We start from the raw sequence: 16,717 nt of genomic DNA on the forward strand, positions 1-16,717 counted from the left end.
AAGCGGTGCGGCTAGTGGGCATCCTTCTGCAGGTGTGCCGCCAGTGTACGCAGCGGCGCCAGTTGGCGGCAGATCAGCGCCAGTTGCGTTTGCACCAGGCGCTGGCGTTCGTCGACATCATCGGCGATCTGCTCCAGGCTCTGCGCCAGCGCCTGTTCCTCGTCGCTGTGAATGGCCAGGGGTTGCTCGCCGCGCAGGCCGGTGGCGATTTCATCGAGACTGCTCGCCAGCGCTTCGGCCTGTTCCAGCAGTTGTGCCTGGGCCGCCTGCGGCAACTGCTCGCCGCGATGTGCGCCGAGTGCGGAGAGGTAGCTGAGCAGGGTGTGCGACAGCACCAGGAAGCGAAAGCCGAGGTCGGCATCCTTACGGAAGTGCCCCGGCTCCATCAGCATGTTGCCGAGGGTGGTGGACAGTGCGGCATCGGCATTGTGCGCGTTACGTCGGGCCAGGCGGTAGCCGAGGTCGTCACGCTTACCGCGTGCGTACTGGGCGATGATTTGCCGCAGGTAGGCGCTATTGCAGCTCAGCGTGCCGGCGAGCATGCGGCCCAGGCGCCGGCCTTGCCAGTCCGGCAGGATCAGGAATACCGCCAGCCCGGCGATCATGCCGCCCAGCAAGGTATCGACCAGGCGCGGCAGGAACAGGCCGTAGCCATCGCCGACCTGATTGAAGCAGAACAGCACCAGCAGGGTGATCGCCGCCGTAGCCAGGGTGTAGCGGGTGCTGCGCGTGGCGAAAAAAGCGACCCCGGCAACAACGGCGAACAGCGCCTGGATACGCGGATCGGGGAACAGGTCGAACAGCGCCCAGCCAAGCCCCAGGCCGAGCAAGGTGCCGACGATGCGCTGCACCAGCTTCAGGCGCGTGGCGCCATAGTTCGGCTGGCAGACGAACAGAGTGGTCAGCAGAATCCAGTAGCCCTGGGCCGGGTGAATCAGGTGCAGCAGGCCGTAACCGGCGGCCAGGGCGAGGGACAGGCGCAAGGCGTGGCGAAACAGTAACGAGGTGGGTGTCAGCTGCTGGCCGATGCGCTCGGCGACTTCGCGCAGCGAATGCGGTTCGCGGTCGAGCAGGCTGCTGTCCTGTTCATCGGCCAGGGCATCGGGGTTGCTGGCGTTGCCGAGCAGCAGGTCGAGGCTGGCCAGGTTGCCGGCCAGTGCGCCGAGTGAGCGCAGCAGGCGGCGCCAGGCCGGGTTGCTTTGCAGATGCAGATGGTCGAGCGACGCATGCAGGTCTTCCAGTGCCTGGCTGCACAGTTCGCGATACTCGAAGGGCTGGCGCAGCTCGATGGCGCTGCCCAGGCGTTGGCAGGCTTCACCGTGCAGGCGCAGCAGGCGCTGGCAGCGGAACAGCACGTCGCTGTGGAAGAAGGCCTCGGCCAGCTCGTTGTAGGGGTAGTGCGAGGAGCTGGCGCGTTCGTGAATGTCCTGGGCGAGAAAGTACAGCTTCAGGTAGCGATTGACCTTGGGCCCGGGGCGTCCGTTGCCGACCCGGTGCAGGATGATCTCCTTGGCCGCATTGAGCGCCGACACCACGCGCCCGTTCTGCTGCGCCAGCTCCAGGCGGCGCTGCTCGACGTCCAACTGGCGCACGGGTTCGAACAGGGCTGCCTTGAGCTTGAGGTACTTGCCCAGTTCGCGAAACAGCCTGGCCAGGCTCTGCTGCACCGGCTGATGGGCGAACAGGCCATGCCAGATCACCGACAACAGTCCGTACCAGGCGGCGCCAGCGACCAGCAGCAGCGGCTCCAGCCACAGGCCGGCGACGCCGCCGCGCTGCTCGACGCCGATCATGCTGTACACGGCGAGAATCAGCGTACCGGAGCCCAGGGTGGCGAAACGCTCGCCTAGGGCGCCGAGCAGAGTCAGGCAGAACGCCGATAGCGCCAGGGCGATGACGAACAGCCAGGGGTAGGGAAAGAGAAACTCCACTGCATACGCGGCTGCGCTGAAGCAGGCCAGGGTCACCAGCACCGCACCCAGGCGGCCCTGCCAGCTGTCGTCGGTCTCGGTCAGGGCGCTGGCGATGATGCCGAGGAACAACGGAATCAGCCCGTGCATCCAGCCCTGCCACCAGCACAGCGCAAGGGCTCCGGCCAGGGCGATGAACACCCGTAGGCTTGTGCTGAACTTGTCCAGTGCCCAGAGGCGGCGTAGCGATTGGCGAAGTCTAGGGCGAGGCATACGGGGCCTTGTCTGAAGCATTGCGGGCAGACTACCCGACTCGCTGGTCGCTGGGTATTGGGCGGGCACGTGATTGACGTTTTGGACTGAATGGTTCCAAATATGCCCCATGACGACACGTGGACGACCCAAAAGCTTCTGCCCGGACCAGGCCCTGGAAAACGCCATGCAGTTGTTCTGGCAGCGCGGCTACGAGGCCGCATCGCTACAGGACCTGCAGGCGGCCACCGGGCTGTCCAAGAGCAGCCTGTATCAGACCTACCCGAGCAAACAGGCCTGGTTCATCGCTGCGTTCAGCCGCTACGTCGCTCAGCGCCGCGCTTTGCTGCTTGAGCAGTTGCAGGCCAGCGCCTCGCCGCTTGCCTTCATCCATGAGCGCCTGCTCAGTGTGCTCGAAGATGACGGCCCCGGTGGTGTGCCGCGAGGCTGCATGCTGGTCAACGTCGCTAACGAGTTTTCTCTTTCGGAGCCGGCGCTGGTACCGGTTCTGCGGCAGGCCACGGCGGGTTTCTGCCAGGTGTTCGAAGAGGCGTTGGCGCGTGCCGTGGCCTGCGGGGAGCTGCGCAACGGCCAGGACCTCGCGGCTCGAGCGGGCTACCTGCAGTGCGTGATGAGCGGGCTGCGCACGCAGGTGAAATCCGCGGTGCCGGCGGAGTCGATCCGCGCCACCGTGGCGGTGGTGATGTCCAGCCTGGGCAGCCAGTGAGCAAGCCCGCGCGGTTTTCGTTCGTTTAATTTTGGACTGACTGGTTCTTAATGGGGGTGATATGCGGGAGTTGTTCGAACTGTGCGGCGCCGATCGTGAGCTGTTGTTCTCGCCATATTGCTGGCGCGTACGTCTGGCCCTGGCGCACAAGGGGCTGGACTGGCAGAGCCGGCCGATACGCTTCACCGACAAGGAGCTGATCGCCTTTTCCGGGCAGAAGCTGGTGCCGGTGCTGAGCGATGACGGCGAAACGCTGCACGACAGCCTGGCCATCTTCACCTATCTGGATCAGCGTTACCCGCAACGCCCGTTGCTCGGTGAAGGGCTGGCGGCCGAGCGCGCCCGCCTGGTAGAACGCCTGAGCTTTCATATGGTTCGCGTCCCACTGCTGAAGATACTGATCCCGCGCGTCTGGCAGGTGATCGACCCGGCTGACCGTGAGTATTTCCGCAGTAGCCGCGAGCAGGCGCTGGGCATGAGCCTGGAGGCGTTCGCCGATCCCGAGATCGGGGAACGTCTGTTTCGTGAAGGTGTGGCGCCGCTGGAAATGTGGCTGCGTGAACAACCATTCCTCGAAGGCCAGGCGCCTGGCGGTTGTGACTATCTGCTGGCGGGCATGCTGCTTTGGGCCTGGTGTCTTGGGGCGCAGCCTTGGGCCGACAATTCGGCCCTGGGCGCTTGGTTCATGCGCATCCTGCAGGCTTACGAGGCGACTCACGGCCCGGTCAAGCGGGCCGCGATCCAGGTGGAGGAAAAGCAATGATCGACCTGTACTACTGGACCACACCGAACGGCCACAAGGTCAGCATCTTCCTCGAAGAGGCTGGGCTGGAATACCGCATCGTCCCGGTGCATATCGGCAAGGGTGAGCAATTCGCTCCCGAGTTTCTCAAGATCGCACCGAACAACCGCATTCCCGCCATCGTCGATCATGCGCCGGCCGGTGGCGGCGAGCCCATCGCTCTGTTCGAGTCCGGTGCGATTCTCGAGTACCTGGCCGACAAGAGCGGGCAGTTCCTGCCGCGCGAGACGCGGGCACGCTTCAACGTCCTGCAGTGGCTGTACTGGCAGATGGGCGGCGTCGGCCCGATGGCCGGGCAGAACCACCATTTCGTGCGCTACGCACCGGAGCCGATTCCGTACGCCATCGATCGCTACGTGAAGGAAACCGCCCGCCTCTACGGCGTGCTGGATCGCCAACTGGCCGGGCGCGAGTACGTCGCAGGCGACTATTCCATCGCCGACATGGCCATCTATCCCTGGGCCAGGGGCTGGCAGACGCAGCAGCAGAAGCTGGAGGACTTGCCCAACATGGCCGCCTGGCTAGAACGCATCGAAGCGCGCCCGGCTGTACAGCGTGCCTATGCGCTGGTGGAGCAGGTGAATGCCGATTCGCAGGCGCTGCTCACTGCCGAAGCGCGGCGGCTGTTGTTCGGGCAGTGACGGACGGACAGCTTTTCTGACGTTTTTCCCGGTGAGGCGCGTGGCGCTTTTCTAGACTTCAGGGTGTTGATCCTGAACGCTGGGAGAGAGTCATGCGAATCGGCGTACCCAAGGAAATCAAGAATCACGAGTACCGTGTCGGCCTTACGCCGCAGTCCGTGGCCGAACTGACCACGCTGGGGCATGAGGTGTGGATCGAGACCCTGGCCGGCGCCGCCATCGGTTTTGCCGATGAGGATTACCGCAAGGCCGGGGCGCAGATCGCTCCGTGCGCCGGCGAGGTGTTCCAGCAGGCGCAGCTGATCGTCAAGGTCAAGGAGCCTCTGGCGGTGGAACGGGCCAAGCTGCGCGAGCAGCATACGCTGTTCACCTACCTGCACCTTGCGCCGGACCGGCCGCAGACCGATGAGCTGATGGCCAGCGGCGCCATCTGTATCGCCTACGAGACGGTGACCGATGCGCAGGGCCGCCTGCCGTTGTTGGCGCCGATGTCGGAAGTGGCTGGGCGCATGTCGATCCAGGCCGGTGCCGGTTGCCTGGAAAAGGCGCGTGGCGGTCGCGGCGTACTGCTCGGCGGCGTGCCTGGGGTGGCGCCGGGCAAGGTGGTGATCCTCGGCGGTGGTGTGGTTGGCAGTCATGCTCTGGCCATGGCCGTTGGCCTGGGCGCCGATGTCACGGTACTGGACAAGAGCGTCGATGCCCTGCGCCGGCTCGATGCGCAGTACGGCAACCGCATCACCACGCTCTATTCCACTCGCGCTGCAGTGCAGGAGCAGGTGTTGGCGGCCGACTTGGTCATCGGCGGCGTGTTGATTCCCGGGGCGGCTGCGCCCAAGTTGATCAGTGCGGACATGGTGCGCCAGATGAAGGCCGGCGCGGTGTTGGTGGATGTGGCCATCGACCAGGGCGGCTGCGCTGAAACCTCGCGGGCCACCACTCATGCCGAGCCCACCTACGTGGTCGACGATGTGGTGCATTACTGCGTGGCCAATATGCCCGGTGCGGTGGCCCGTACCTCGACGTTGGCGCTGAACAACGCCACTTTGCCATTCGTCGTGGCGCTGGCGCAGAAGGGCACGCGGCGAGCGCTGGAAGACGATCCGCACCTGCTGGCCGGTCTCAATGTCGCGCGCGGCGCCATCACCTGCGCCAGTGTCGCCGAGGCTCACGGGCTACCCTTCCAACCGCCGGCCAGCGTGCTCGAGCGGCTCTAGGTCCGAGTTCGGGGCGCCGCTGTCGCTGGCTACTACAGCGGCCACACCCAGAGCAGCAGGGGGACGCTGACCAGCGCCACGAGTATTTCCAGTGGCAGTCCCAGGCGCCAGTAATCACCGAAGCGGAAGCCGCCAGGGCTGAGAATCAGCGTGTTGTTCTGGTGGCCGATGGGGGTGAGGAACGAACACGATGCGCCAATGGCCACCGCCATCAGCAGGGCATCCGGGCTGACGCCGAGTTGGCTGGCCGCGCTCAGGGCGATGGGGCACATCACCGCTGCGGTTGCCGCGTTATTCATGAAGTCCGACAGGGTCATGGTGACGATCAGCAGCAGGGTCAGGGTGATGATGGCGTTGCCCTGCGCCAGGTTTTCCATCAGTACCCGTGCCAGCAGGTCAGCCGCGCCGGTGGTGGACATCGCCCCCGCCACCGGGATCAAGGCGCCGAGCAGAACGATTACCGGCCAGTCGATGGATTCGTAAACGGCGCGCAGCGGCACCAGGCGCAGCAGCATGTAGGCCAGCACCCCGCAGGCGAAGGCGATCGCGGTGGATAGCAAGCCAAAGGCCGCGGTGACGATGGCCAGGATCATGATGCCAAGGGCGAGGTTGGCCTGACGCGGATCAGGAATGTTGATGGCGCGCTCGGCGAGCGGCACGCAATCGTAGTCGCTGGCGAATTCGCCAATGTCCTCGGCACTGCCCTGCATCAGCAGCACGTCGCCACCCTGGATCAGGGTCGAGCGCAGGCGCTTGATCGAGCGATGGCTTTGCCTTGAGATGGCCAGCAGGTTGATCGAATAGCGGCTGCGCAGGCGCGTGCTGCTGGCGGAGCGGCCGATCAGCGAGGAATCGGGTTTGACCAGCAGCTCCTGCAACGCGCGGTCTTCGCTGTTGCTGGTTTTCTTCTCGGTTTCACCTTCCCTGTCTTCCTTCTGCTCGGCCTCCTTGGCTTCACGTTCGGCCTCCAGCAGCAGATCCAGCTGGCCGAGCACCTCGCCCAGTTCCTGTGGGTCGGCTTCGATCACCAGCACGTCGTCGGCCTGTAGCACGCGGCGTGGGTTTGGCGCGGTCAGGCGCAGCTTGTTGCGTACCATGGCCACCACCTGGGCATCGGCCTCGTCGAGCAATTGCTCGATCTCGCGCAGGGTCTTGCCCTGGGCCTTGCCGCCTTCCTTGACGCGCGCCTCGGTCAGGTAGTGGCCGGTGTCGAAGCTGGCAGCGTTGCCTACCTCGCGCTTGGGTACCAGGCGCCAGCCGAGCAGGGCGATGAACAGCACGCCAGCCAGCGCCACGGCCACGCCGACCGGGCTGAAGTCGAACATCTCGAAGGGGCCGCCGCCATGCTGGGCGCGGAAGCTGGAGACGATCAGGTTCGGTGGTGTGCCGATCAGTGTGGTCATGCCGCCGAGAATGGTGCCGAAAGCCAGCGGCATCAGCACGCGCCCCGGTGGCAACTCCAGGCGTGCGGCAATTTGCAGGGCGATGGGCATCAACAGCGCGAGCGCGCCGACGTTGTTCATGAATGCCGAAAGCAGCGCGCCGAGGCTGGTCAGGGCAGTGATCGAAAGCAGCACCCCAGCGCCGCTGGGCAGCAGGCGCTGCGCCAGCCGATTGACCGCGCCCGTACGCTGCAAGCCGTGGCTGAGCACCAGCACGCAGGCAACGGTGATCACCGCCGGGTGGCCGAAGCCGGCGAAGGCCTCGCGTTCAGGCACCAGGCCGGCGATGACGCAGGCCAGCAATGCGCCGAGCGCCACGACGTCATGACGCCAGCGCCCCCAGATGAACAAGCCCATGCTGGCGATGAGAATGACGAATATCTGGCCTTGTTCGAGCGTCATGAGGCGGGGCCGTCCCTGTTGTACGCAGCTTCGCGTCTGCTGTTCATAGCAGAGTCTGCGCCGCGTTAGCAGTTCCCGTCGCGCCATCGGCTGGGGCGCAAATTTTTTGGCTTCAGACGTATTGCGCGGCCGCGTAACCGGATGCCCAGGCCCACTGGAAGTTGAAGCCGCCGAGGTGGCCGGTGACATCCAGTACTTCACCAATGAAGTACAGACCCGGCACCTTCAGCGATTCCAGGGTTTTCGACGACACCTCGTCGGTGTTCACTCCACCCAGGGTTACCTCCGCGGTGCGGTAGCCTTCGGTGCCGGCTGGTACCAGTTGCCAGTCGGACAGGCGCTCGGCAATCGCCTTCAGCTCGCCAGCGGTGTACTGCTTCATCGGTTTGTTGGTGAACCAGCTGTCCACCAGCAGCGTTGCCATCTTCTTGGTGAACAGCTCGGCCAGCAGGGTTTTCAGTTCGCTGTTGCTGCGTTCGCGCTGCTGCGTGGCCAGCCACTCGGGCAGGTCGATATGCGGCAGCAAGTCGATGTGCAGGGTGTCACCTGGCTGCCAGTAGGATGAAATCTGTAGAATCGCCGGACCGGACAGGCCACGATGGGTGAACAGGATGTTCTCGACGAAGCTCTGGCCGTTGCAGCTTACCCGGCAGTCTTCCACCGAGGTGCCGGACAGCTCCGTGCACAACGCCTTGAGCTGCGGTTCGGTGATGGTGAAGGGCACCAGCCCGGCGCGAGTCGGCAGCAGTTCGTGGCCGAACTGCCTGGCCACCTGATAGCCGAAGCCGGTGGCGCCGAGGGTTGGAATCGACAACCCGCCGGTGGCGATCACCAGGGATTGGCAAGTCACCTCGCCAAGATCGCTGTGCAGCAGGAAGCCGCCTTCGCGTTTCTCGATGCGCTGCACCGCCGTGTTCAGGCGAATCTCCGCACCCGACTCGGCGCACTCGGCCAGCAGCAACTCGAGGATGTCGCTGGACTTGTTGTCGCAGAACAGCTGGCCGAGTTTCTTCTCGTGGTAGGGCACGCCGTGCTTGGCCACCAGGCCGATGAAGTCCCATTGAGTGAAGCGCGCCAGGGCAGACTTGCAGAAGTGCGGGTTACCGGAGAGGAAATTACCCGGCTCGCAGTACAGGTTGGTGAAGTTGCAGCGGCCACCACCGGACATGAGAATCTTCTTGCCGGCCTTGTTGGCGTGGTCGAGCACCAGCACCCGACGGCCACGAGCGGCGGCGGTGGCAGCGCACATGAGGCCGGCGGCGCCTGCGCCGATGATCAGTACGTCGGTTTGCAACACGAGAGGTCCCCGGGTGGTTCATTGCCGCACAAAGGCTGCGTGAAAATCCTGCAAGTTTACCCGAAGCCGCTCTGTACAACCGGTTCTGTCGGCATGCGACTGGCACCAGTGGCATGCTCCGGTGGCTGTCTCGAATTTGAGACAGTGACGAGTGGCCCTGCGCCTGCTATCACTAGAACGAAGATTTCGGATGGATTGCCACCCATGCCTGCAGTACGCGTCTGGCTATTGCTCCTCCTGCTGTCGCCTGCGCTGGCCTCGGCCGAACTGCTGCGTCTGGTGGCCAATCCCTGGCCGCCTTTCAATGACCAGGAACTTCCCGGCAAGGGGCTGGCCAGTGACCTGGTGGAACAGGCGCTCAAGCGCGCGGGCTACAGCACCAGTTATGTGGAAGTGCCCTGGGAACGAGCGGTATTGGGTCTCAAGCGCGGCGACTACGACGTGCTGATCAACGCCTGGTACAGCGCCGAGCGCACCGAGTACGGCTATTTTTCCCAGCCCTATCTGGTCAATCGCATCCGCCTGATGCAGCGCAAGGGCGGTTCGATTCGCTTCGAAAACCTGGCCGATCTCTACCCGTATAGCATCGCGGTGATTCGCGGCTACGCCTATTCCAAGGAGTTCGACAGCGACCCGCGCCTGCTCAAGGTGGGTGTCGGCAGCTTCGAGATTGCCGCACGCATGTTGCATGCCGGGCGAGTGCAGCTCGCGCTGGAAGACGAGTTGGTGGCGCGTCATGTTCTCGTGCGAGAGTTGAACTCCATTCGCGATGAGCTGGAGTTCTTGCCCTTGCCGCTGAGCGAGAATGGCCTGCACATACTGGTGAGGCGCAGCCATCCCCATTTTCGCGAGATCGCCAGACGCTTCGATGCAGCGATTCAGGCGATGAGCGACGATGGCAGCTATGCCACGACGCTACAGCGGCACGCTCCCTGATCAGGCCAGGACAGTGCGCGCGCGGCCCTGCTGCTTGGCCCGATATAGGCGAATGTCGGCTTCGTGCAGCAGGCTCTCCAGGTCTTCCGGCTCACCCTGATACAGCCCGGCGCTGAACGATAACGGTGGGGCGCCTACGGTGTAGTGCAGCCCGGCACACTGGCGGCGCAATCTATCCAGCGCCTGGGCTACGTGCTCCGCGCCATGCAGGGTGAGCAGGGCGAACTCCTCGCCACCCAGGCGGCCGAGCAGCATGTCGGGGAAGGCATTGCTCATCGCCCGTGCGAATACCACCAGGGCGCTGTCGCCGCTGGCATGGCCGAAGCCATCGTTGATCTGCTTGAAGTGATCGAGGTCGAGCATCGCCACGCTGATCTCGCGGCCTTCCCGTTGCGCCTGCTGCAGTATCTTCAGGCCCTGTTCGTAGAAGGCCCGGCGATTGTTCAAGCCGGTCAGGGCATCGAACTGCGCCGCCTTCTTCAGGGCGCGCAACAGGTCGCGGCGCTCCAGAGTCGACATCACCCGGCAGTTCAGCTCTTCCGGGCAGAACGGCTTGCGCAGGAAATCGTCGGCGCCATGCTTGATGAACTGGGCGCTGAGCGAGCCTTTGGGGTCGGCGGAAACGCCAATGATGATCAGGTCATTGAGGCGCAGCTTCTGGCGCAGCAGCTTGACCAGCTCGAAGCCGCTGACGCCCGGCATGGCATGATCGAGGACCAGCAGGTCGAGGTCGGGGTGCTCGTTCAGCTGGCGCAGAGTCTCCTTGCCGTCGCTGGCTTCGATGATCTGGTAGTGGTGCGCTTCGAGAATGTGGCGGATGTAATGGCGCTGCGCTGCAGAGTCGTCGGCGATGAGAATCTTGATATGGCTGTTGTGATCGAGCCGGTGCAGCAGGCGGAAGGCGTACTCGTAGGAGTGCTGGCTTTCCTTGAGCACGTAGTCGACCACGCCTTTCATCAGCAGGTCGTCGCGCCGCTGTTCGTTGTAGCTGCCACTGAGCACGATGCAGGGTAGGTGGTAGCGCATCACCAGATCGACGCTTTCGCCGTCCGGTGCGTCCGGCAGGTGCAGGTCGACGATGGCGGCGAAGAACAGCGAAGCGGAGGTCTCCAGCATGACCTCGGCCTCGGCCAGCGAGGCGCAGAAGATCGGCTCCAGATCGTTTTCCTGGCGGAACAGATGCTCGAGGATCTTCAGGACCAGAGGGCTGTCTTCGATGACCAGAATATTGCGCATGGGTAACTCCGGCCCAGGCCGTTTGATCCTTTATATCAGCCTAGGAGGCCGTTCGCGATCTTGCGACCTAGAACGAGTGCGGTCGATCACGAGGCGGCTCTTACAATAGCCGCACACGCAGCGTTCTGCCCTTGATCTTGCCTTCGCTCAGGCGTTTCAGAGCCTGGCGCGCCACATCACGCTGCACGGCGACCAGGGCCTGGTAATCGAACAGAGCGATCTTGCCGACCTGATCGCCTGGGATGCCGGCTTCACCGGTCAGGGCGCCGAGGATGTCGCCCGGGCGTAGTTTCTCCTTGCGCCCGGCCCCGATGCACAGTGTGTGCATGGGTGGCAGCAGCGGTTCGCCACCAGACTTGGTGGCAGGCAGCGGATACCAGGCCAGTGTCTTGCCCTGCAGGGTTTCGATGGCCTGGGCACGGCTGGCTTCGGCGGGCGCCACCAGGCTCAGCGCCAGACCCTTGTCACCGGCGCGACCACTGCGGCCGATGCGGTGGATATGCACTTCGGCATCGCGCGACAGCTCGACGTTGATCACCATTTCCAGCCCGGCGATATCCAGGCCGCGCGCTGCGACGTCGGTGGCCACCAGTACGCTCAGGCTGCGGTTGGCGAACAGGGCGAGAATCTGGTCGCGCTCGCGTTGCTCCAGATCGCCGTGCAGGGCGGCGGCGGAAATCTTCTCTGCCTCCAGTTGTGCCGCCAACTCATCGCATTGCTGGCGGGTGGCGCAGAAGGCCACCACCGGCTGCTTGCGAAAATGCCGTAGCAGGATGCTGACTGCCTGCATGCGCTGGCCGGGCGCGATTTCGTAGAAGCGTTGCTCGATCTGATCATCGTCGTGCATCGCCTCGACCTCGACCCGCTCGGGTGTGCGCAGGAAGCGCGCGGCGAGTTGCTCGATGCCGGCCGGATAGGTGGCGGAGAACAGCAGGGTCTGCCGGCGCGCCGGGGTCTGTTCGATGATCTCGCTGATGCTGTCGACGAAGCCCATGTCGAGCATGCGGTCGGCCTCGTCGAGCACCAGGGTATTGAGCCCGTCGACCTTCAGCGTGCCCTTGCGCAGGTGTTCCTGCACCCGGCCCGGCGTGCCGACGATTACGTGGGCACCATGCTCCAGCGAGCCGATCTGCGGGCCGAAGGGCACGCCACCACACAGGGTCAGTACCTTGATGTTATCGGCGGCGCGGGCCAGCCGGCGGATTTCCTTGGCCACCTGGTCGGCCAGCTCGCGTGTCGGGCACAGCACCAGCGCCTGGCAACCGAAGTAGCGTGGGTTGAGCGGGTGCAGCAGGCCGATGCCGAAGGCGGCGGTCTTTCCGCTGCCGGTCTTGGCCTGGGCGATCAGGTCGCGGCCCTTGAGAATCAGCGGCAGGCTGGCGGCCTGGATCGGCGTCATCTCGGCATAGCCGATGGCGGCGAGGTTGGCCTGCATGGCGGCGGAAAGGGGCAGGCTGGCGAAGGCGTTGGCGGTCACGGCAGTGGCTCGGGCATGGAGAAACAGGCCGGCAGTGTAGCAGGCCCGATCATTCGTCCGCTGAAACCTCGATATTGCCCCCGCCGCGGCCGTCTTTCGCATCCAGTTGCAGGAAGATCGCCGCTGCCAGCATCGACAACAGGCCGACGCACAGATAGGTGGCCTGGAACGCCTGCAGCACGTGCTCGCTGCCGCCCATCTCGCGGCTGAAACCGCTGAGCAGCGCCGCCGCCGAGGCAACGCCAAGGCCCATCGCCAACTGCACCACCACCGACAGCAGGCTGTTGCCGCTGCTGGCGTCACGGTTGTCCAGATCGATCAGGGTCACGGTGTTCATCGCGGTGAACTGCAGCGAGTTGCAGGCGCCGATCAGGCTCAGCTGAATGATCAGTTGCAGTGTCGACGTATCGCTGTCCACCAGCGCCAGGCTGGCGATCAGTGCACCGAGCAGCAGGGTGTTGCTGGTCAGGATGTTGCGGTAGCCGAGGCGTTCGATCAGCGGCCTGGCCAGTGGTTTGGCCGCCATGGCGGCCAGTGCCAGAGGGATCAGGCTCATGCCGGCCTGGGCGGGCGAATAGCCCATCGCCAGTTGCAGCAGTAGCGGTGTGAGAAAGGGCAGTGCGCCGCTGCCAAGGCGAGCGAAGAGGTTGCCGATGATGCCCACGGCGAAGCTGCGGGTGTGGAACAGCGACGGGGCGAACAAGGGGTGCTCGATGCGTCCGGCGCGCAGCCAGTAAGCGGCCAGGCAGGCCATGCCGCCGAGCAACAGCAGCACCACGCGCATGGTCGGCAGGTGCAGCTCACCGAGCCCTTCGAGGGCCACGGTGATCAGCAGCATGGCGGCGCCGAACAGCAGGAACCCGGCGGTATCGAAGCGACTGCGTTCCGGCCCGCGCAGATCCGGCATATGTCGCAGCGCCGCCCAGCAACCGAGCAGCCCGACTGGCAGGTTGATCAGGAAGATCCAGTGCCAGCTCGCCACTTCCACCAGCCAGCCACCAAGGGTCGGGCCGATCAGCGGGCCGAGCAGGCCGGGCAGAGTGATGAAGCTCATGATCCGCACCAGCTCCGAACGTGGATAGGCGCGCAGCACCACCAGGCGCCCGACCGGCATCATCAGTGCGCCGCCAAGGCCCTGGATGACCCGCGCACCGATCAGCATGCTCAGCGATTCCGACATTGCACAGAGCAACGAGCCGAGGCTGAACAGGGCGATCGCACCGAAGAAGATGCGCCGTGTACCGAAACGGTCGGCGATCCAGCCCGAGGCGGGAATCAGCAGGGCCACCGTGAGCATGTAGGCGATCACCACCGACTGCATGCGCAGCGGGTCTTCGTTGAGATCGCCGGCCATGGCCGGGAGCGCGGTGTTGAGGATGGTGCCGTCCAGCGTCTGCATGAAGAAAGCGATGGCCACTATCCATGGCAACAGGCGGGCGGTACGTGGGTCGAGCGGGGCGGGGATGGTCATGCTGTTCTCTTGGTCTGTGCGCTTCACTCTAGGCCGCCGGCTCAGCAGGGGCAACTGCGGGACAGCGAGTGCAGGCGTGTGCCCGAGGGATTGCTACGCTGGGGTTACTGGCACATCGCCCCGCAAGGGCTAAGGACGGCTTCATGCGCTGGTTATCTCTGTGGCTTTCACTGGCCTGCCAGCCGCTGCTGGCGGCCGAGTGGTTTCCTTATCCGGTACGTGCCGACGGCCGCATGCTGGACTATCGACCGCTACCGGTGGCAGGCCAGCCCTGGCGCATTTGTACGCTGTTGCCCCATGGCAAGGACCGCTACTGGTGGGGCGTGGCCTGGGGGCTGGACCAGGAGGCCAATCGCCTGGGTGTGCGCCTGGGCATCTACGAAGCCGGGGGCTACGAGCATGCCGACGTACAGGTCGAGCAGTTCGAGCATTGCGTGGCCGAGGGCGCCGATGCCTTCGTCGTCGCCAGCATCAACACCTATGACCTGTGTAGCCTGGCAGAAGTGCAGATCAAGGCTGGTCGGCCGGTGGTCGACCTGGTCAACCGCCTGGAGTGCCCAGGGCTCAGTGCACATTCGCGGGTCGATTTCGCCGATATGGCGCGTACCACGCTCGAATACCTGGTGCGCCTCAGCGATGGTCGACCGATACAGGTCGGCTGGCTGCCGGGGCCGGCCGATGCTGGTTGGGTGCAGGATGCCGAGCGCGGTCTGCGCGACGCGCTGCCCGGAACCAGGGTGACCCTGGCCCATGGCGGTTACGGCCCGGTGGATCGCAGCCGGCAGGCGCAACTGGCGCGGGAGCTATTCAAGCAGCATCCCCATCTCGATTACGTGATCGCCAATGCTGAAGCGGCGGCCTTCGCCGCGCAACTGGTGCGCAACATCGGCTCCGATGCTCAGGTGTTGTCGCTTTACGCCACCGAGCGGGTACTGGAGCAGATTCGCGAAGGCCAGGTGCTGGCAGCGCCGACCGACTCACCGGTGATTCAGGCGCGTATTGCACTGGATCTGGTGGTGCGTGGCCTGCAAGGCGAGAAGCTGCCGCAACTGGTGAGCCCGCGCATCGAGATGCTCGATGCCGGATCGCTGGAGCGCTTCGACCTCGGTCGGTTGATGCCGCCCGAGGGGCACTGGATGATTCGTCAGGAATTACCCGACTAGCCTGTCGTGCTGGCTGCGCAGCGGCGTGCCACGCACGGGGCGATCGCCTGCGACGAAGTAGGGCGCTGTGCTGCGCGGCAGTGGTTGGCGACCGCGGATTTTGTCGGCGATCTTCTCGGCGATCATGATGGTGGTGGCGTTGAGGTTGCCGGTGATGATCTCCGGCATGATCGACGCATCCACCACACGCAGGCCCTGCACACCGTGCACACGGCCCTGGCCGTCGACCACCGCCATGTCGTCCTCGCCCATCTTGCACGAGCAGGATGGGTGGAAGGCGGTTTCGGCGTGCTCGCGGACGAAGGCGTCCAGTTCGGCGTCGCTCTGGCAGTCAATGCCGGGGCTGATCTCGCGGCCGCGGTAAGGGTCCAGTGCCGGCTGCGCCATGATCTCGCGGGTGATACGGATGGCGTCGCGAAATTCCTGCCAGTCCTGCTCATGGCTCATGTAGTTGAACAGGATGCTCGGGTGCTGGCGCGGGTCCTTGGACTTCAGGCGCACGCGGCCACGGCTCGGTGAGCGCATGGAGCCGACGTGGGCCTGGAATCCGTGCTCGTTCACCGCGTTGCTGCCGTTGTAGTTGATCGCCACCGGCAGGAAGTGGAACTGGATGTTGGGCCAGGCGAACTCCGGGCGGGTGCGGATGAAGCCGCCGGCCTCGAACTGATTGCTGGCGCCGATGCCGTTACCGGTGAATAGCCATTGCGCGCCGATGCCCGGCTGGTTGAGCAACTTGAGTGCCGGGTACAGCGACACTGGCTGGGTGCAGGCGTACTGCAGGTACATTTCCAGATGGTCCTGCAGGTTGGCACCGACGCCGGGCAGGTAATGCACCACGTCGATGTCCAGGCCCAGCAGCAGGTCGCTGGGGCCGACGCCGGAACGCTGCAGAATCTGTGGCGAGGCAATGGCACCGGCGCACAGCAGGACTTCGCGGCGAGCGCGGGCGCGGATGGTGGTGTTGCCATTGCCGCGCAGGTAGCTGACGCCAATCGCGCGCTTGCCTTCGAACAGGATGCGGTCGGTGGTGGCGTGGGTGACGATGGTCAGGTTCGGCCGCTCGCGGGCCTGGTCCAGGTAGCCGCGGGCGGTGCTGGCGCGGCGACCTTCCGGGGTCACGGTGCGGTCCATCGGCCCGAAACCTTCCTGCTGGTAGCCGTTGAGGTCGTCGGTACGCGGGTAGCCGGCCTGCACGCCGGCCTCGACCATGGCGTGGAAAAGCGGGTTGTTGCCGGCCTTGGGCGTGGTCACGCTGACCGGACCGCTGTCGCCGTGGTAATCGTTGGCGCCAATGTCGCGAGTCTCGGCCTTGCGGAAGTACGGCAGGCAGTCGAGGTAGCTCCAGTCTTCCAGGCCTGGCTGCTTGGCCCAGTTGTCGAAGTCCAGCGCGTTGCCGCGGATGTAGCACATGCCGTTGATCAACGACGAGCCGCCCAGGCCCTTGCCACGTCCACATTCCATGCGGCGGTTGTTCATGTAAGGTTCTGGATCGGTTTCGTAGGCCCAGTTGTAGCGTCGACCCTGCAGTGGGAAGGCCAGGGCAGCGGGCATCTGAGTGCGGAAATCGAGACGATAGTCGGGGCCGCCGGCTTCGAGCAGCAGCACGCTGACGTCGGCATCCTCGGTCAGGCGAGTGGCCAGGACGTTACCGGCCGAGCCGGCGCCGATGATGATGTAGTCGAATTCCTGGGTCATGCTTCCTCCTGTTGCCCGGCTGCCCGCCGGGTAAACCTGGATGAATGTCCCC

The 16,717-nt window shown here is 64.9% G+C and carries 13 protein-coding genes; 6 read left to right on the forward strand and 7 right to left on the reverse strand.

Going from position 1 to position 16,717, the window contains the following annotated elements; genetic code table 11:
• Positions 1-11 precede the first annotated feature (11 nt).
• Positions 12-2,183, reverse strand: a complete 2,172-nt coding sequence (gene yccS / locus EL191_RS02595; RefSeq protein WP_041976264.1) for a YccS family putative transporter — start codon at positions 2,181-2,183, stop codon at positions 12-14.
• 166 nt (positions 2,184-2,349) lie between these two features.
• Here yccS and EL191_RS02600 point away from each other — a divergent pair, with 166 nt between their 5' ends.
• From EL191_RS02600 to ald, 4 genes are all read left to right on the forward strand, one after another.
• Positions 2,350-2,889 carry a TetR/AcrR family transcriptional regulator gene (locus EL191_RS02600; RefSeq protein WP_080764240.1) on the forward strand — a complete coding sequence of 180 codons (540 nt, stop codon included), beginning with the start codon at positions 2,350-2,352 and terminating at the stop codon, positions 2,887-2,889.
• A 61-nt stretch (positions 2,890-2,950) separates the two neighbouring features.
• Complete coding sequence (locus tag EL191_RS02605; protein WP_013713655.1) at positions 2,951-3,652, forward strand: glutathione S-transferase family protein; 702 nt, start codon at positions 2,951-2,953, stop codon at positions 3,650-3,652.
• A complete protein-coding gene (locus tag EL191_RS02610) occupies positions 3,649-4,332 on the forward strand; it encodes a glutathione S-transferase N-terminal domain-containing protein (RefSeq protein ID WP_041976269.1) in 684 nt (227 codons plus the stop codon). The genes EL191_RS02605 and EL191_RS02610 overlap by 4 nt, the downstream gene beginning before the upstream one ends.
• Before the next feature lie 92 nt (positions 4,333-4,424).
• Complete coding sequence (gene ald, locus EL191_RS02615) at positions 4,425-5,546, forward strand: alanine dehydrogenase (protein ID WP_041976272.1); 1,122 nt, start codon at positions 4,425-4,427, stop codon at positions 5,544-5,546.
• 32 nt (positions 5,547-5,578) lie between these two features.
• On the opposite strand, the gene EL191_RS02620 is transcribed toward ald, so the two are convergent.
• A complete protein-coding gene (locus EL191_RS02620; RefSeq protein ID WP_013713658.1) occupies positions 5,579-7,390 on the reverse strand; it encodes an SLC13 family permease in 1,812 nt (603 codons plus the stop codon).
• A 112-nt stretch (positions 7,391-7,502) separates the two neighbouring features.
• Positions 7,503-8,687 (reverse strand): BaiN/RdsA family NAD(P)/FAD-dependent oxidoreductase, encoded by a 1,185-nt coding sequence (locus tag EL191_RS02625; RefSeq protein ID WP_041976274.1) that lies wholly within the window; start codon positions 8,685-8,687, stop codon positions 7,503-7,505.
• Between the two features lie 204 nt (positions 8,688-8,891).
• Between EL191_RS02625 and EL191_RS02630 the strand changes: the two genes are divergently transcribed.
• On the forward strand, positions 8,892-9,623 hold the full coding sequence (locus EL191_RS02630; protein WP_041976276.1) for a substrate-binding periplasmic protein: 732 nt from the start codon (positions 8,892-8,894) through the stop codon (positions 9,621-9,623).
• On the opposite strand, the gene EL191_RS02635 is transcribed toward EL191_RS02630, so the two are convergent.
• The 3 genes from EL191_RS02635 to mdtD all read right to left on the reverse strand — a co-directional run bounded on the left by EL191_RS02635 (position 9,624) and on the right by mdtD (position 13,807).
• On the reverse strand, positions 9,624-10,859 hold the full coding sequence (locus EL191_RS02635; protein WP_041976278.1) for a GGDEF domain-containing response regulator: 1,236 nt from the start codon (positions 10,857-10,859) through the stop codon (positions 9,624-9,626). It abuts the gene before it with no gap.
• Positions 10,860-10,959: 100 nt separating this feature from the next.
• Complete coding sequence (dbpA, locus tag EL191_RS02640) at positions 10,960-12,336, reverse strand: ATP-dependent RNA helicase DbpA (RefSeq protein WP_041976282.1); 1,377 nt, start codon at positions 12,334-12,336, stop codon at positions 10,960-10,962.
• A gap of 49 nt (positions 12,337-12,385) precedes the next feature.
• The gene (gene mdtD, locus EL191_RS02645; RefSeq protein ID WP_041976284.1) at positions 12,386-13,807 is read right to left on the reverse strand and encodes a multidrug transporter subunit MdtD; all 1,422 of its coding nucleotides are present in this window, start codon (positions 13,805-13,807) and stop codon (positions 12,386-12,388) included.
• A gap of 143 nt (positions 13,808-13,950) precedes the next feature.
• Here mdtD and torT point away from each other — a divergent pair, with 143 nt between their 5' ends.
• On the forward strand, positions 13,951-14,970 hold the full coding sequence (gene torT / locus EL191_RS02650; protein WP_041976287.1) for a TMAO reductase system periplasmic protein TorT: 1,020 nt from the start codon (positions 13,951-13,953) through the stop codon (positions 14,968-14,970).
• Here the strand turns inward: torT and betA are convergent.
• A complete protein-coding gene (gene betA, locus EL191_RS02655; protein WP_041976290.1) occupies positions 14,959-16,665 on the reverse strand; it encodes a choline dehydrogenase in 1,707 nt (568 codons plus the stop codon). The genes torT and betA overlap by 12 nt on opposite strands.
• Between the last annotated feature and the right edge of the window lie 52 nt (positions 16,666-16,717).

The organism is Pseudomonas mendocina (genome assembly GCF_900636545.1).
In the GTDB taxonomy this organism is placed as follows: Bacteria; Pseudomonadota; Gammaproteobacteria; order Pseudomonadales; family Pseudomonadaceae; genus Aquipseudomonas; species Aquipseudomonas mendocina.

Excerpts from the sequence above, each read along its gene's own strand:
- yccS (WP_041976264.1), bottom strand. The coding sequence starts at position 2,183 with ATGCCTCGCCCTAGACTTCGCCAATCGCTACGCCGCCTCTGGGCACTG.
- EL191_RS02600 (WP_080764240.1), top strand. The coding sequence starts at position 2,350 with ATGCAGTTGTTCTGGCAGCGCGGCTACGAGGCCGCATCGCTACAGGAC.
- EL191_RS02605 (WP_013713655.1), top strand. The coding sequence starts at position 2,951 with ATGCGGGAGTTGTTCGAACTGTGCGGCGCCGATCGTGAGCTGTTGTTC.
- EL191_RS02610 (WP_041976269.1), top strand. The coding sequence starts at position 3,649 with ATGATCGACCTGTACTACTGGACCACACCGAACGGCCACAAGGTCAGC.
- ald (WP_041976272.1), top strand. The coding sequence starts at position 4,425 with ATGCGAATCGGCGTACCCAAGGAAATCAAGAATCACGAGTACCGTGTC.
- EL191_RS02620 (WP_013713658.1), bottom strand. The coding sequence starts at position 7,390 with ATGACGCTCGAACAAGGCCAGATATTCGTCATTCTCATCGCCAGCATG.
- EL191_RS02630 (WP_041976276.1), top strand. The coding sequence starts at position 8,892 with ATGCCTGCAGTACGCGTCTGGCTATTGCTCCTCCTGCTGTCGCCTGCG.
- EL191_RS02635 (WP_041976278.1), bottom strand. The coding sequence starts at position 10,859 with ATGCGCAATATTCTGGTCATCGAAGACAGCCCTCTGGTCCTGAAGATC.
- mdtD (WP_041976284.1), bottom strand. The coding sequence starts at position 13,807 with ATGACCATCCCCGCCCCGCTCGACCCACGTACCGCCCGCCTGTTGCCA.
- torT (WP_041976287.1), top strand. The coding sequence starts at position 13,951 with ATGCGCTGGTTATCTCTGTGGCTTTCACTGGCCTGCCAGCCGCTGCTG.
- betA (WP_041976290.1), bottom strand. The coding sequence starts at position 16,665 with ATGACCCAGGAATTCGACTACATCATCATCGGCGCCGGCTCGGCCGGT.